Genomic DNA, 13,882 nt, shown 5'->3' on the forward strand with positions numbered 1-13,882 from the left:
GCCGAGAAGGCCGCCCTTCGTTCCAGTGGCCTGCCGCTCGGGGACTAGACAGCTCAAGAGGCGACTTCGGCCGAACGTGTGCGCATCGCGCAGCCCGACCCACGGCACGACGGGCCGCAGCGGTCGCTATCGACCTGAAGGTCCGCAATTAAAGATCTGAGGTTCGAAGCTGCCAGTCCGCTAGCGGCCCAAAATGAGTGTCGCTTCCATAATTCGTTTTCCTTTCGGCCAATGTGGCCGAAGGAGAAACAACTATGGGAATTTCACGGTATGATCCTCCGGATCAGGAGCGACGGGCTTGGAATGCCGGCAAGAAAGTTGGTGCGAAGCGACCTCTGAAGCAACGGCAAATATGGGCTATACGATTCCTCCTCGATCGCGAACGGCGCTTGCGCGATCGAGCGCTTTTCGATCTCGCAATCGACAGCAAGCTACGCGGATGCGACCTGGTGAAAATCAAGATCGGCAGCCTGGTCGTCGGTCCAGAAATCCGAACGTGTGCAATTGTAATTCAGCAAAAGACACGACGACCTGTCCAGTTTGAGTTGATGCCTGACGCGAGATCGAGCTTGCTAGCGTGGCTCGAGCGGCGTGGCGGAACAGTCGACGATTTTGCCTTCCCAAGCAGGGTCGATTGTTCTGCTCACATGAGCACACGACAGTACGCCCGGTTAGTCGATGAATGGGTTACAGCGATCGGTCTTCGCCCAGAGGACTATGGCACTCATTCGCTACGTCGCACGAAGGCCTCGATCATCTACAAGGCGACGGGGAACCTGCGAGCGGTGCAGCTCTTGCTCGGCCATACCAAGATCGAGAATACGGTTCGCTATCTTGGCGTGGACGTCGAAGATGCGCTTGCCCTCGCCGAAGGGACTGAGATCTGATCAGAATCATAGTGGCCTCTCGGCGTGCCCCGGGGGGCCGTCACGCGCCGCGTTTCGGACATTCGAGAGGCGCCATGGCATTTGTCAAACCTGCCGTTCTCTAAAGTCGTCGCAAAGGCCGGACACGTCACGACGGCGGCGTAGTCGAGGCACCCGGCATGTACCTGTTTGGGCAAGCAGTTCCAGACACGGCGCCGGTTACGATGAGCGACCTCAGCGATCATCTCGCGCTCCTTCTTCCACGGCGGACCATGCCCGATTGACGGATCCGCGCCAGTCGCCGCATCGCGCGGTGGCCTGTCGAATTTGGGGAAACGAGACCTTCGTAGACACACCAAGGCAGTGGGCGATACACTTGCGACCAGCGTTAGCCAGAGGCGGAAGGGAATGACGAAGCAACGCGTTCAGCGGCGTCTTGCTGCCATAATGTCGGCTGACGTCGTGGGCTACAGCCGCCTCATGGGAGCGGACGAGACAGGAACACTGAGTGCGCTCAAGGAACTGCGCCGCAACTTGATAAGCCCGATCCTCACCGAGTATCGAGGGCGTCTGGTGAAGCTCATGGGCGATGGAGCATTAATTGAGTTCGCCAGTGCGGTCGATGCGGTGGACTGTGCAGTCTGCATTCAGCGCCGCGTTGCCGAACGAAATCTCGCAATGCCCGATAGCGCGTCGATCTCCTTTCGGATTGGTGTGAACGTAGGCGATATCATCATCGATGGCGAAGACATCTATGGCGATGGCGTCAACGTCGCGGCGCGACTTGAAAAGCTGGCTGACCCAGGCGGCATCTGTATCTCCGGCATGGCCTTCGACCAGGTAAAAGGCAAACTCGACGCCGGGTTCCAGGACTTCGGAACTCACCAGGTAAGAAATATCGCAGATCCCGTACGGACGTATCGAGTGGTTGCGGCGAGCGTGTCGAGCCAACCGGCTGGCCCTATTCCCTTGCCGGCCAAACCGTCGATCGCCGTCCTGCCGTTCGACAACATGTCCGATGATCATGCCCAAGAGTATTTCTCGGATGGCATATCCGAAGATCTGACGACGGCACTTTCGCGTTTCGAATGGTTGTTTGTTATCGCGCGCAACTCCGCCTTTACCTATAAGGGCAAGGCCGTTGACGTGAAGAAGATTAGGCGGGAGCTCGGGGTCCGGTATATTCTCGAAGGCAGTGTGCGCCGGGCCGGTGACCGCGTGCGAATCAACGCTCAGTTGATCGATGCGGAGTCAGATCGCCATGTATGGGCACAGCGATACGACCGCAAGATGGATGATCTCTTCGAGTTGCAGGACGACATCGTGGCCAGCATCGCGTCGGTAGTCGGACCCGAAATCACGTTGGCTGAGATCGAGCGGGCGCGAGGAAAACGGCCGGACGATCTCGGTGCATGGGACCACTATTTGCGGGCGATCGCCGCCTATCACAGGATGACGAAGCAGGATGTGGAAGCGGCGATTGCCGATCTCAGAAGAGCGATCGAGATCGACCCCGATTTCGCCAATGCTCACGCCCTGCTTGGTCAATGCCACGTGCACATCGGGTTGCGCGGATGGATTCGTCCGGCGCGCCTGGCCTTCGAAGAGGCCCGGCGCTGGGCGGAGAAGGCGGTTCACCTGGCGCCAACAAACCCGCAGGCCAATCAGTCTCTGGCGTTCATGCTGGCGGTGACCGGAGAGGCAGAGCAGGCCATCAGGGTGGCCCAACGGGCGATAGAGCTCAATTCGAACTATGCCGAGGCCTACGCGGTCTTGGGGCATGCCCTGGTGTTTCGTGGCGATTTGGAAGGTGGCTTGGCTGCTTGCCAAAGAGCGGAACGCGGCAACCCACGCGATTCTCGCGGAACCTGGCTATATGACGCGATGGGACACGCTTATTTCTTCCTCGGCGATTATGAAAAAGCGATCGACGTTTCGAAGAAGGGGCTTCAACAAGATCCCGCTCTGTTCGGTGCGCTAGTGACATTGGCGTGTTCCTATGCTCGTCAAGGTCGCCCCAAGGAAGCCAAGCATTACGTGGACGAGCTGCTCCGCCTGATTCCGCGCTACTCGCTGCGTGCCCTGCGGAAGAATCCAATGTTTGTTGACCCCAAGATGGCTGACGACCTCATCGAATGCATGCGCTTGGCAGGATTGCCCGACTAGCAACTGGCTTCAATTCTGATCCGACAATCGGGATAGGCGCGCAAGGTGCAATTGCGCGATCGAGAGCAATGCGGGAAGAGCCAGGGGCGATGTCGGCTTCGGGTAAATCACGTCGATGCCCCCAAGAAGCTGAATGTCCGCTTCTGACGATTCGAGTCTTGAAGCTGCCAGTCCTCTCTCGGCCCATGACAGACATAGAAGCGAGCGAACTGCACGTCTGCTTTCCTGAGCTGCTTCCCCGAAATCTGCCGTTCCGCTTTCCACCCATCTCGGTGACGATGTCGTCGATCTCGGGATCGGTCAGCGGTCTCTGCCGGCTGCCGCCGGCGCCAGCCAGCGCGCGTAGATTTCGCCGACGATGCCGCGGCGGAAGACGAGCACGCAGACCATGAAGATCAGGCCGGTGGCGATGGTCACCGGGAAGCCCGAAGTGGCCAAGGTGTTTTCCAGGCCGACGACGAGGCCGGCGCCGACGACCGGCCCGACCATGGTGCCGATGCCGCCGAGCAGGTTCATCAGGATCACCTCGCCCGACATCTGCCAGGTCACGTCGGTGAGCGTGGCGAACTGGAAGACGATTGCCTTGGTAGCACCGGCAAGCCCGGCAAGTGCCGCCGACATGACGAAGGCGGCGAGCTTGTAGCGGCCGACCGAATAGCCGAGCGAGATGGCGCGGTTCTCGTTCTCGCGGATCGAGCGCAGGATCATGCCGAAGGGCGAATTGACGATGCGCCAGATGGCGAACACGCCAATCAGGAAGATGGCGAGCACGACATAGTACATGTTCATCGTGACGTTCAGGTCGACGATGCCGAACAGAGTGCCGCGCGGCACGCCCTGGATGCCGTCCTCGCCTTCGGTGAAGGGTGCCTGGACGCAGAAGAAATAGAACATCTGCGCCAGCGCCAGCGTGATCATGGCGAAATAGATGCCTTGCCGGCGGATGGCGAGGAAGCCCATCACCAGCCCGAGCAGTGCTGCGCCGCCCATGCCGAGCAGGATGCCTGCCTCGGGCGGCCAGCCCCAGGCCTTGACGGCATAGGCGCAGAAATAGGCGGCACCGCCGAAGAAGGTGGCGTGGCCGAAGGACAGCAGCCCCGTGTAACCGAGCAGCAGGTTGAAGGCGCAGGCAAACAGCGCGAAGCACAGCATCTTCATGACGAAGATCGGGTAGATGAAGAACGGCGCGGCAATCAGCGCCGCTATGCCAAGCGCCACCAGGGCCCATTCCAGCCGCACGGAGGCAGCGGTGCGTCTTTCCTGAAGGGTCAGTTCGCTCATATCAGGCATCCCTTCCGAACAGGCCGGCCGGCCGCAGCAGAAGCACGATCGCCATGATGACGAAGACAACGAGGTTCGACGCCTCGGGATAGAATACCTTGGTCAGGCCCTCGGCAAGGCCGAGCATGTAGCCGGTGACGATGGCGCCGAGGATCGAGCCCATGCCGCCGATCACGACGACGGCGAAGACGACGATGATGAGATCCGACCCCATCAGCGGGCTGACCTGGTAGACGGGTGCGGCCAGGATGCCGGCAAGTCCCGCAAGGGCGGCGCCCAGCCCGTAGGTGAGCGTCAGAAGCAGCGGCACGTTGACGCCGAAGGCCTGGACCAGCTCGGGGTTCTCGGTCGCGGCCCGCAGATAGGAGCCGAGCCTGGTCTTCTCGATCAGCAGCCAGGTGCCGATGCAGACGACAAGCGAGGCCAGCACCACCCAGCCGCGATAGTTGGGCAGGAACATGAAGCCGAGATTGGTGCCGCCGGCAAGCAGCGCCGGCACGGCATAGGGATTTCCCGACACGCCGTAATTGAACCGAAACACGCCTTCGATGACCAGCGCCATGCCGAAGGTGAAGAGCAGGCCGTAGAGCGGATCTATCCGATAGAGCCGCGACAGCGCCGCGCGCTCGACCGCCATGCCGAACAGGCCGACGGCGACCGGCACCAGGACGAGCGCCGGCCAGTAGCCGATGCCGACATGGACGAGCAGCAAGTAGCCGATGAAGGCGCCGAGCATGTAGAGCGCGCCATGGGCGAAATTGATGATGCGCAGCAGGCCGAAGATGACGGCCAGTCCGAGGCTCAGCATGGCGTAGAAGGAGCCGTTGATCAGCCCGACCAGCAACTGCCCGAGCAAGGCCTGGATGGGGATGCCGAAGATCATCGTCATGGCGCCATCATACTCCCAGCACTTCGTGCAGCAGTTCAGTGTGCGCGGCGAGTTCGCCGACCGGGAACCCCTCCAGCACCTTGCCGTGCTCCATCAAATAGAAGCGGTCGGCGATGCGGGCGGCGAAGCGGAAATTCTGCTCGACGAGCAGGATCGTCATGCCGCGCTTCTTCAAGGTCGCCAGCAATTCGCCGATGCGCTGGACGATGACCGGCGCCAGGCCTTCGGTCGGTTCGTCGAGCAGCAGCATCTGCACGCCTGTCCTGAGGATGCGGGCAATCGCCAGCATCTGCTGTTCACCGCCGGAGAGCCTTGTGCCCGGACTGTTGCGGCGTTCCTTGAGGTTGGGGAAGAGCTCGAAGATCTCGTCGACGCTCATGCCGCCCTTGGCCACCACCGGCGGCAGGATCAGGTTCTCGTCGACCGTCAGCGTGGCGAAGATGCCGCGCTCCTCGGGAACGAAGCCGATGCCCTGACGGGCGACGCGGTGCAGCGGCAGGCCGATCAGGTCCGTGCCGTTGAAAGTGACGCTGCCGGTGCGCTTGCGGACCAGCCCCATGATGGCACGCAGCGTGGTGGTCTTGCCGACGCCGTTGCGGCCAAGCAAGGTCACGGTCTCGCCGCGAGAGACATCGAGGTTCACGCCATGCAGCGCATGGCCTTCGCCGTACCAGGCGTGAAGATCGCGCACGGCAAGCAGCGGCTCACTCATGCTCCGTCCCCATATAGGCGATCCTGACGCGCTCGTCCTGGCTTACGGTCGCGTAGTCGCCGGCGGCGAGCACCTGCCCGCGCTGCATGACGGTGATCCAGTCGCAAAGATCGGCGACGACGGTCAGATTGTGCTCGACCATCAGCACGGCCCGGTCGCGAGCCAGCGAACGGATGATTTGCGAGATCGTGCCGACATCCTCGTGCCCCATGCCGGCCATCGGCTCGTCGAGCAGCAGCACTTTCGGATCGAGCGCCAGCGTGGTGGCGATTTCGAGCACGCGCTTCCTGCCATAGGACAGATCGCCGGCGAGCCGGTTCGCAGCGTCATCGAGGCCGACGATGCCGAGAAGTTCGCGTGCCCGTGGCGTCAGTTCATCGAGTGCTGACAGCGAGCGCCAGAACTGGAAGCCCAGCCCGCTCGGCCGCTGCAGCGCGACGCGCACATTGTCGAGGACGCTCAGATGCGGAAAGATCGCCGATATCTGGAACGACCGGACCAGGCCCATGCGCGCAACCCTTGCCGGCGAGGTCCGGCTGATGTCGGTGCCGAGCAGCTCGATCCTGCCGCTGGTCGGCTGCAGGAATTTGGTCAACAGATTGAAGATCGTGGTCTTGCCGGCGCCGTTCGGCCCGATAAGCGCGTGGATCTTGCCGTGATGAACGTCGAGATCGACATTGTTGACCGCGACGAAGCCGGCGAAGTCGCGCCGAAGGCCACGGGCGGAAAGCACCACCCGCGGCACGTCCTGATCACCGTCCGGACGGACGGTCGCGGCGGTTGCGCTCGTCACTTGGTGACGAGCGGGCAGCCGCTTTCCTCGGCCTTCATGAAGGCCTTGTCGCCCGGAATGGTCGCAAGATAGGTGTAGTAGTCCCAGTCCTTCTTGCTCTCTTCCGGCTTCTTGACCTGGTAGAGATACATGTCGTGCACCATGGAGCCGTCGGCCTGCACCTTGCCGTTGGCGGTGAAGACGTCGTTGACCGGCATCTCATGCAATTGCTTGGCCACCGCTTCGGTCTCGTCGGTGCCGGCCTTGTCGATGGCCTTGAGATACTGCGTCACCGCCGAATAGGTGCCGGCCTGGATCATGTTGGGCATCCGGTTGGTGCGCTTGAAGAAGCGGTCGGCGAAATCGCGGCTCTTGTCATCACGGTCCCAGTAATAGCCTTCGGTGAGCACGACGCCCTGCGCCGCCTGCAGGCCGAGCCCGTGCACTTCGGCCAGCGTGAACAGCAGCGCCGCCAGCCGCTGGCCGCCTGCGACGATGCCGAACTCGGCCGCCTGCTTGATCGAGTTGGAGGTGTCGAGGCCTGCATTGGCGAGCCCGATGACCTTGGCGCCGGAGGACTGCGCCTGCAGCAGGAAGGACGAATAGTCGGTGGAGCCCAGCGGATAACGCACCTCGCCCCGCACTTTGCCGCCGCTGGCTTCAACCAGCTTGGCGGTCTGCCCCTCGAGCGAATAGCCGAAGGCGTAGTCGACGGTGATGAAATACCAGCTGTCGCCGCCTTGCTGCACCAGCGCTCCGCCGGTGCCGACGGCTTGCGAATGGGTGTCGTAGGCCCAGTGGAAACCATAGGGCGAGCACTGCTTGCCGGTAAGATCGGTCGAAGCGGCGCCGGTCACGATGTCGATCTTCTTCTTTTCCTTGGAAAGCCCCTGGACGGCGAGCGCCACCGAGGACGTGGTCAGTTCCATGATGGCATCGACCTGCTCGGTGTCGTACCACTGGCGCGCTATGTTGGAGGCGATGTCGGGCTTGTTCTGGTGATCGGCGCTGATGATTTCGATCGGCGCGCCCTGGACCTTGCCGCCAAAATCCTCGACCGCCATCTTGGCGGCCTCGACCGACCACTTGCCGCCGAAATCGGCATAGACGCCGGACTGGTCGTTGAGGATGCCGATCTTGACCTTGCCGTCGGAGATTTCGCCCGCGGCTGCAGGCATGGCGGTCGCCGCAAGCAACGCGACCGAGACGAGATAGGATGCTTTCACAGGTGGTTTCCTCCCTTGTGGCCAACCGCAGGAAACGCGGCAGCGTCACGATGGTTCAACAGTGTCGTCCGATTTGCTGAGAATACGGCCGGCGTCCCGCTCAGTATGCCTCCGTCTTGCGGGCCGCTGCGTGCCTTGGGTGCACGGGCCGCGACCCTAGCATCCACCCCAAGGTGCGAGAATGCTATTTTCGTAGCATGCCGCGCGTCACCCCGGCCGGCCGGTCACGACTGCGTGAAGCTGCTCGCTGGCCTGCCGGCCCTCGAGCGTCGACGCCGGTGATAATCCCGGCCGCTCACTGCACCGGCGGCGCGCCGGCCTGCTGGTCGGCGTCGGTCAGCGTCTGCAGGAAGGCGACGATGTCGTCGATCTCGGCATCGGTCAGCGCCGGCTTGGGCAGGTCGTCATTCTGGCGGACGGTGCCGTCGGCATTCTTGGGGTACCAGCGGCCGGGATCGGTGTCGCGCGTGGCGTAGAAGGCGACGGCGTCGCGCAGCGAATGGAAGTAGCCGTTGTGAAAGAAGCTTTGCTTCGACCAGCCGCCGATGGGAGACCTGACGGCGGCGCTTGATCTCGGCCGGTAGCGCCTCATTCCCGTTGCGGGCGCTCTCGGTCGAGCCGCCCGCGATTATTTCTTGCCCTGCGGATAGATCGTCTCGCCGCGCTTCAGCATCTCGACAAAGGTCTCGATCTTCTTCCTGCGGCCGGCTTCGGTCTTCATGTTGTGGGTGCGGAAGGCGAGCGCGAAGCGGTTCTGCGCGCTGAGCTTGGCCAGCATTTCTTTCGCCTTGGGCTCGGCATCGATGGCGGCCTGCAGGTCGTCGGGGATTTTCATGTCCTTGCCGCTGGCATAGGCACGGCCCCAACGGCCGTCGGCCCTGGCCGCCTCGACCTCTTTCAACCCATGCTCGGTCATGCGGCCCTCCGCTATCAGGCGGGCGACATTGTCGACATTGATCTGGCTCCAGATGCTCTTTTTGCCGCGCGGCGTGTAGCGCTGCAGGTAACTCATGTCGTCGAGGCTCTTGCGTACGGCGTCGATCCAGCCAAAGCACAGCACGATGTCGATGGCCTGCTTGGGTGTAATCGACGGCAGGCCGGAACCCACCTTGTGGACCTTGATCCAGACTTCGGTCTCCGTGGCGTGATGCTGGCCGAGCCAGGCGTAGAAGCTCTCCGGATCCCGGAATTCCCTGACCTTGTCGTGGTCGACCTTGACCGGCGCCATCAGGCGGATTTTCCTTTTGCGAGCATTAGCGTCCTTCCTCCTCATCCTCGAATAAAGCAGCAGCGGAACCTCGTAGCAAACCTTGCGGGAGTGGCTTGCGCCGCAGCCGACGCCCATGCCAGTTTCCAGGCGTGAAAGTTCGCAAAGCGCGCTGCATCCCCGTTGGTCGAAGCCGGGCAAGGCAGACTGCAATTCGGGGGAATGCCGTGCGATCCATATTGTTCGGGCTTGCGTTGTTGCTGTCGACCTCGACCATGGCCGAACCGATCGAAAGCCAGAAGATCATCACCGCCGCCACCGGCGACTTCAACCGCGACGGCGCCACCGACCTGGTGATGATCGTCGAGACCCAGCCCAGCGACCCGATGGACGTGCATTTCTTCCTTGGGGATAAGGAGCACAATTATCTCAAGCCGGCGGGCGTGGTGCGCGAGCAGGTCTACGGCGAATGGAACGGCTACGACCGGCCGGGCTACGAGAACTCCGACACCGAGCCGGAGCTGACCGCGCTGCCCAACGGCTCGATAAAATTCTATCTGCCGGCGATGCCGCAAGGCAGCGAGCGCACCAACAAGACGCTGACCGTCGCCTGGCGCGAAGGCGCCTTCATCGTCGCCGGATTTGCCTACGACCATGACGATGCCCTGAAGGAAAATTCCAAAAGCAGCTGCGACTACAATGTGCTGACCGGCAAGGGCAAAAGCAGCAAGCAGCAGCCTGACGGCAAGACGGTGCGCAAGAAAGTGTCGGTCGAGGGCGCGGTCATCCCGTTCGCCGAGTGGAACGCGGGCACGGGGTTTTCGGCTTGTGGAGAGTGATGGCGGAGCGCCGCGCCGAAGCTGCCAATCTCCCCCCTCGTGGGGGAGATGGCCGGCAGGCCAGAGGGGGGCGCTGTCCCGCCAGCCTGTCGGCGAGTTGCCCCCTCGTGATTCTCGGTGAGGAGCAGCCACAGGCCGCGATCCTTCGCGCCCCCCTCTGCCCTGCCGGGCATCTCCCCCACGAGGGGGGAGATCGGTTGTGTTACTGCAGATGCGGCTTCTTCAAAAAGCTGTTGCGATCCGCCGATTTCACCCGCAGCCAGGTTTCACGGCCGTCGCGCACCACCCTGAGCGGGATTTCGGCGCCGGCCGGACTTTCCCACAGCTTGCGGTAAAAGTCGGCGAGGCCGTCGACCTCGCCGTCGCGCACGTCCGAGATGATGTCGCCCTGGCGCAGGCCGGCCTTGGCGGCGGGGCCGCCTTCGGCGACGCTCATCACCATGACCACGCCGTTACTCTCGGCCGAGAAGGCGCCGAGCCATGGGCGCGGCGGCTTGGCGACCTGGCCGCGCGTCAAGAGGTCGTCGAGGATCGGCGGCAGGAGGTCGATCGGCACGATCATGTTGATATCGGCGACCTCGCCGGCGCGGCTCATCTGCAGGCGCAGCGATCCGACGCCAAGCAGCCTGCCATCCTCGTCGAACAGTGCCGCCCCGCCCCAGGACGGGTGGGCCGGCGCAATGAAGATCGCCTCGTCCAGCAGATATTCCCAATAGCCGGCGAATTCCTGCTTGGTGACGATATGCGCATGGACCTGCTGGCCGATGCCGTCGGCGAGCACCACGGCGTCACCGGGCTTGGCCCTGTGGGCATCGCCGAGCGCCACCGCCGGCAGGCCGAGCGGCGACAGCGCCTGCACCAGGCCAAAGCCGGATTCCTGGTCGTAGGCGAGCGCATGGGCGGGGACGACGCGGCCGTCCTGGTCGGTCAGCCAGACCTCCTCGGCCTCGGTGATCAGATAGCCGATGGTGAGCACCAGCCCGTCGTCGCGGATGACGACGCCGCTGCCTTCGCGGCGGGTGCCCAGCGCATCGGCAGTGAAGGCGTCGTCCGGGATCGTGGCGCGGACGGCCACGACGGAGCGAGAAATGGTATCGATGTTCATCCGTTCATCCTGGCTAGGTCGGGTCTTTTCCATAGGTATGGCGGATTGAGTGGGGTGCAAGGGCTGGCGGCCTCCTTCCCGCACAGGAGAAGGGAGTCGGCGCCGACATCATCGATAGTAGTTCAACACAAGTTGAACTTTCCGCAGCCTTCGCTATCTATACCGGAATAAACCAAACCCGCCCCATCCAACCTCGCGCAAGCTGACCCTCCCAAGACCCCCCGTCGAAAACCACAAGGCCTCCCCCGATGAACCAATACACACCGCCGAAAATATGGACCTGGAACAAGGCGAATGGCGGCACCTTCGCCAGCATCAACCGGCCGATCGCCGGCCCGACGCATGATAAGGAATTGCCGGTCGGCAAGCATCCGCTGCAGCTTTATTCGCTGGGGACGCCGAACGGCGTCAAGGTGACGATCATGCTGGAGGAGCTTCTGGCGCGTGGCCACAAGGGCGCCGAATACGACGCCTGGCTGATCCGCATCAACGATGGCGACCAGTTCGGTAGCGGCTTTGTCGGGGTCAATCCCAACTCCAAGATCCCAGCGCTGATGGACTACAGCGAACCGAAGCCGATCCGGGTGTTCGAATCCGGATCGATCCTGGTCTATCTCGCCGAAAAGTTCGGTGAATTCCTGCCGACCGAGCGGGCGGCGCGCACCGAGGCGCTGTCCTGGCTGTTCTGGCAGATGGGTTCCGCGCCCTATCTCGGGGGCGGCTTCGGTCATTTCTACGCCTATGCGCCGGAAAAGATCGAATATGCCATCGACCGGTTCGCCATGGAGACCAAGCGGCAGATGGACGTGCTCGACCGGCGGCTGGCGGAAAGCGAATATCTTGGCGGCCCCGACTACACGATCGCCGACATGGCGGTGTGGCCCTGGTATGGCGGGCTCGCCAAGGGCCGGATGTACAATGATTCCGGCGAGTTCCTGGCCGTGCAGGAATACAAGCACGTGCAGCGCTGGGCCGACGCCATCGACGCCCGGCCGGCGGTGAAGCGCGGGCGCATGGTCAACCGCGCCTTCGGCGACCCGGCCATGCAGCTGCACGAACGCCACGACGCCAGCGATTTCGAGACCAAGACGCAGGACAAGCTCGCGGCGGAGTAAGGCCAGGCGCCCAAGCTCCCAATCTCCCCCTCGAGGGGGAGATTGGCTCCCTACTTCCCGTAAGTATAAGTCACCGTCGCTGTGCCGAGCGACTGCGCCTTGGCGGCGGCCGCTATGCTGGCGGGGGAAGCGTTCGCCTTGGCGTTGAGCTTGTCCGCCTTGATGGCATAGAGAGTGAAGACATAGTGATGCGTGCCGCTGCCGGACGGCGGGCATGGGCCGAAATAGCCGGCACGGCCGCCACCGCCCTTGCCGAGCACAGTGCCCTTGGGCAGGCCCTTGCCGCCTTCCGAGCCAGCCCCTTCAGGCAACCCGTTGGCACTCGCCGGGATGTTCCAGGCCAGCCAGTGCCAAAAGCCCTTGCCGCCTGCGCCGTCGGGATCGAACATGGTAAGCGCATAGCTCTTGGCGCCGGTCGGCGGGTCCTTCCAGTTCAAGGCAATCGAAACGCTTTGTCCGGTGCAGCTGCCGGCGCGGTCACCGAGATATTTCTGGTCCCATTTGCCGTCCGATACAGATGGGCTGGCGATCTCGAAGGCTGACGCCTGGTTGGCGAAGCCAACAACAACAAGGGCGATGAGACCAAAGCGCGCGGTCATGGCATTCCTATCCTTCTGGCTGGATTGCCGCAGAGTTTAGCCAAAACGGCCGCCCGGCGACGCGCAACTTTGCGTGACGGGATGGCGACGGATCGCCACAGAGCGTCTCTACTCAGCGGCGGTGCATTCCTCGGCCGGCCAAGTCGCTACCTCCCCGACCGCCGCCATCCACAGCTTGTCGATGTCCGCGAGAAACCTGCCGTCGATCTCGTCGAGATGGTTCCAGTACATGCCGTCCTCGTAGAAATAGCCGAGCTCGCCTTCGATGCGCTCGGCCTCTTCCACCGCCTGGGACTGGATGCCCGCGAGCACGCCCGCTTTCATGTCGGCGAGCCGCTGGGGCGACAAATGCCTGTGCTCATCGAAGGAAAGCCTCGGCAGGAGCAGCCGGCTGTGCGGCAGGTCCGACAGGTTGACGCAGAACGTGTCGCGCCTCAGCGCGTGGATGAGCAGGCGGGCGGATTTGGCCTCGAGGCTCTGCAGCGTCGGGTCGTCGCGCAGCGGATCGGCACGGCCGATGCCGTAGAAATGCGTCTTTTCCGGCTGGTCGTAGATCATGTCGCAGCCAAGGAAGGCGAGCACGTCCGGCTTCTGGCTGTGGATGGCCCAGTAGGCCGCCGTCATCGCCATGGTACCGCCGGCATAGACGAAGCCGCCAAAACTGTTTTGCGCCGGCACGTAGTCTGCTGCGCTGAAGATCTGCGCCTGGCGCAGCATCTGCGGCGGCGGCAGCCGGTCCGGCGGAAAATCGCCGGCATGAACGAGGAAATCCCAGTCGGCGCGCACGCGCCAGGCATTGTTGATGGCGACGATCCGGCTGAAGGCCGCCTTCGGCCAGGCCTCGCAACGCACCACATCGGGCGCGCTGCCGATCAGCAGGATGATGCGGGGCGATGTCGACGCGGCGGCCATGGCGCGCCAACCTGTCACCTCCCGGCGGAGGGCTCAAGAGGGGATGGTGCAGCGCTCCCCTTCTCCCCCTGTGGGAGAAGGTGGATCGGCGCGCAGCGCCGAGACGGATGAGGGGTGTTGGAAGAAATGAGGTGCAAAAAATCGAAGGATTCAAATCGCTTACGTCGCCTATGTCGAGATCCGTCCAGCACCC

General features: G+C 63.0%; 13 protein-coding genes and 1 pseudogene. 4 read left to right on the forward strand and 10 right to left on the reverse strand.

Annotated features, from left to right (window positions below; genetic code table 11):
- Positions 1–254 precede the first annotated feature (254 nt).
- Together ACFX5Q_RS21350 and ACFX5Q_RS21355 are read left to right on the forward strand one after the other, a co-directional pair.
- Positions 255–887: a tyrosine-type recombinase/integrase gene (locus tag ACFX5Q_RS21350; protein ID WP_192180012.1), complete on the forward strand. Its 633-nt coding sequence runs from the start codon at positions 255–257 to the stop codon at positions 885–887.
- 387 nt (positions 888–1,274) lie between these two features.
- Positions 1,275–3,032: an adenylate/guanylate cyclase domain-containing protein gene (locus ACFX5Q_RS21355; RefSeq protein ID WP_192180011.1), complete on the forward strand. Its 1,758-nt coding sequence runs from the start codon at positions 1,275–1,277 to the stop codon at positions 3,030–3,032.
- A gap of 300 nt (positions 3,033–3,332) precedes the next feature.
- Here ACFX5Q_RS21355 and ACFX5Q_RS21360 read toward each other — a convergent pair whose 3' ends face one another.
- The 7 genes and pseudogenes from ACFX5Q_RS21360 to ACFX5Q_RS21390 all read right to left on the reverse strand — a co-directional run bounded on the left by ACFX5Q_RS21360 (position 3,333) and on the right by ACFX5Q_RS21390 (position 9,140).
- Positions 3,333–4,313 (reverse strand): branched-chain amino acid ABC transporter permease, encoded by a 981-nt coding sequence (locus tag ACFX5Q_RS21360; protein ID WP_404281253.1) that lies wholly within the window; start codon positions 4,311–4,313, stop codon positions 3,333–3,335.
- A gap of 1 nt (position 4,314) precedes the next feature.
- A complete protein-coding gene (locus ACFX5Q_RS21365; RefSeq protein WP_404281254.1) occupies positions 4,315–5,202 on the reverse strand; it encodes a branched-chain amino acid ABC transporter permease in 888 nt (295 codons plus the stop codon).
- 7 nt (positions 5,203–5,209) lie between these two features.
- Positions 5,210–5,914, reverse strand: a complete 705-nt coding sequence (locus tag ACFX5Q_RS21370) for an ABC transporter ATP-binding protein (RefSeq protein WP_404281255.1) — start codon at positions 5,912–5,914, stop codon at positions 5,210–5,212.
- Positions 5,907–6,707, reverse strand: coding sequence for an ABC transporter ATP-binding protein (locus ACFX5Q_RS21375; RefSeq protein ID WP_404281256.1), 801 nt, complete (start codon positions 6,705–6,707; stop codon positions 5,907–5,909). The genes ACFX5Q_RS21370 and ACFX5Q_RS21375 overlap by 8 nt, the downstream gene beginning before the upstream one ends.
- Positions 6,704–7,912, reverse strand: a complete 1,209-nt coding sequence (locus ACFX5Q_RS21380) for an ABC transporter substrate-binding protein (RefSeq protein WP_404281257.1) — start codon at positions 7,910–7,912, stop codon at positions 6,704–6,706. Before ACFX5Q_RS21380 ends, ACFX5Q_RS21375 begins: the two co-directional genes overlap by 4 nt.
- Positions 7,913–8,207: 295 nt before the next feature.
- Positions 8,208–8,444 (reverse strand): annotated as a pseudogene (locus ACFX5Q_RS21385) (cytochrome-c peroxidase); the annotation flags it as partial.
- 96 nt (positions 8,445–8,540) lie between these two features.
- The gene (locus ACFX5Q_RS21390) at positions 8,541–9,140 is read right to left on the reverse strand and encodes a YdeI family protein (RefSeq protein WP_404281258.1); all 600 of its coding nucleotides are present in this window, start codon (positions 9,138–9,140) and stop codon (positions 8,541–8,543) included.
- Positions 9,141–9,346: 206 nt separating this feature from the next.
- On the opposite strand from ACFX5Q_RS21390, the gene ACFX5Q_RS21395 reads away from it, so the two are divergent.
- Complete coding sequence (locus tag ACFX5Q_RS21395; protein WP_404281259.1) at positions 9,347–9,958, forward strand: hypothetical protein; 612 nt, start codon at positions 9,347–9,349, stop codon at positions 9,956–9,958.
- 202 nt (positions 9,959–10,160) lie between these two features.
- On the opposite strand, the gene ACFX5Q_RS21400 is transcribed toward ACFX5Q_RS21395, so the two are convergent.
- Positions 10,161–11,063, reverse strand: coding sequence for a S1C family serine protease (locus tag ACFX5Q_RS21400; RefSeq protein WP_404281260.1), 903 nt, complete (start codon positions 11,061–11,063; stop codon positions 10,161–10,163).
- Between the two features lie 248 nt (positions 11,064–11,311).
- Here ACFX5Q_RS21400 and yghU point away from each other — a divergent pair, with 248 nt between their 5' ends.
- On the forward strand, positions 11,312–12,178 hold the full coding sequence (gene yghU, locus ACFX5Q_RS21405) for a glutathione-dependent disulfide-bond oxidoreductase (protein ID WP_404281261.1): 867 nt from the start codon (positions 11,312–11,314) through the stop codon (positions 12,176–12,178).
- A gap of 50 nt (positions 12,179–12,228) precedes the next feature.
- Here yghU and ACFX5Q_RS21410 read toward each other — a convergent pair whose 3' ends face one another.
- A complete protein-coding gene (locus ACFX5Q_RS21410) occupies positions 12,229–12,777 on the reverse strand; it encodes a YbhB/YbcL family Raf kinase inhibitor-like protein (protein WP_404281262.1) in 549 nt (182 codons plus the stop codon).
- A gap of 108 nt (positions 12,778–12,885) precedes the next feature.
- The gene (locus ACFX5Q_RS21415) at positions 12,886–13,689 is read right to left on the reverse strand and encodes a hypothetical protein (RefSeq protein WP_404281263.1); all 804 of its coding nucleotides are present in this window, start codon (positions 13,687–13,689) and stop codon (positions 12,886–12,888) included.
- Between the last annotated feature and the right edge of the window lie 193 nt (positions 13,690–13,882).

It is taken from the genome of Mesorhizobium sp. IMUNJ 23033 (genome assembly GCF_044778005.1).
Taxonomy (GTDB): Bacteria; Pseudomonadota; Alphaproteobacteria; order Rhizobiales; family Rhizobiaceae; genus Mesorhizobium; species Mesorhizobium amorphae_A.

Bases quoted from the DNA above. Each gene is read 5' to 3' on its own strand.
- ACFX5Q_RS21355 (WP_192180011.1), top strand. From the start codon at position 1,275: ATGACGAAGCAACGCGTTCAGCGGCGTCTTGCTGCCATAATGTCGGCT.
- ACFX5Q_RS21370 (WP_404281255.1), bottom strand. From the start codon at position 5,914: ATGAGTGAGCCGCTGCTTGCCGTGCGCGATCTTCACGCCTGGTACGGC.
- yghU (WP_404281261.1), top strand. From the start codon at position 11,312: ATGAACCAATACACACCGCCGAAAATATGGACCTGGAACAAGGCGAAT.
- ACFX5Q_RS21410 (WP_404281262.1), bottom strand. From the start codon at position 12,777: ATGACCGCGCGCTTTGGTCTCATCGCCCTTGTTGTTGTTGGCTTCGCC.
- ACFX5Q_RS21365 (WP_404281254.1), bottom strand. From the start codon at position 5,202: ATGACGATGATCTTCGGCATCCCCATCCAGGCCTTGCTCGGGCAGTTG.
- ACFX5Q_RS21415 (WP_404281263.1), bottom strand. From the start codon at position 13,689: ATGGCCGCCGCGTCGACATCGCCCCGCATCATCCTGCTGATCGGCAGC.
- ACFX5Q_RS21400 (WP_404281260.1), bottom strand. From the start codon at position 11,063: ATGAACATCGATACCATTTCTCGCTCCGTCGTGGCCGTCCGCGCCACG.
- ACFX5Q_RS21360 (WP_404281253.1), bottom strand. From the start codon at position 4,313: ATGAGCGAACTGACCCTTCAGGAAAGACGCACCGCTGCCTCCGTGCGG.
- ACFX5Q_RS21350 (WP_192180012.1), top strand. From the start codon at position 255: ATGGGAATTTCACGGTATGATCCTCCGGATCAGGAGCGACGGGCTTGG.
- ACFX5Q_RS21390 (WP_404281258.1), bottom strand. From the start codon at position 9,140: ATGGCGCCGGTCAAGGTCGACCACGACAAGGTCAGGGAATTCCGGGAT.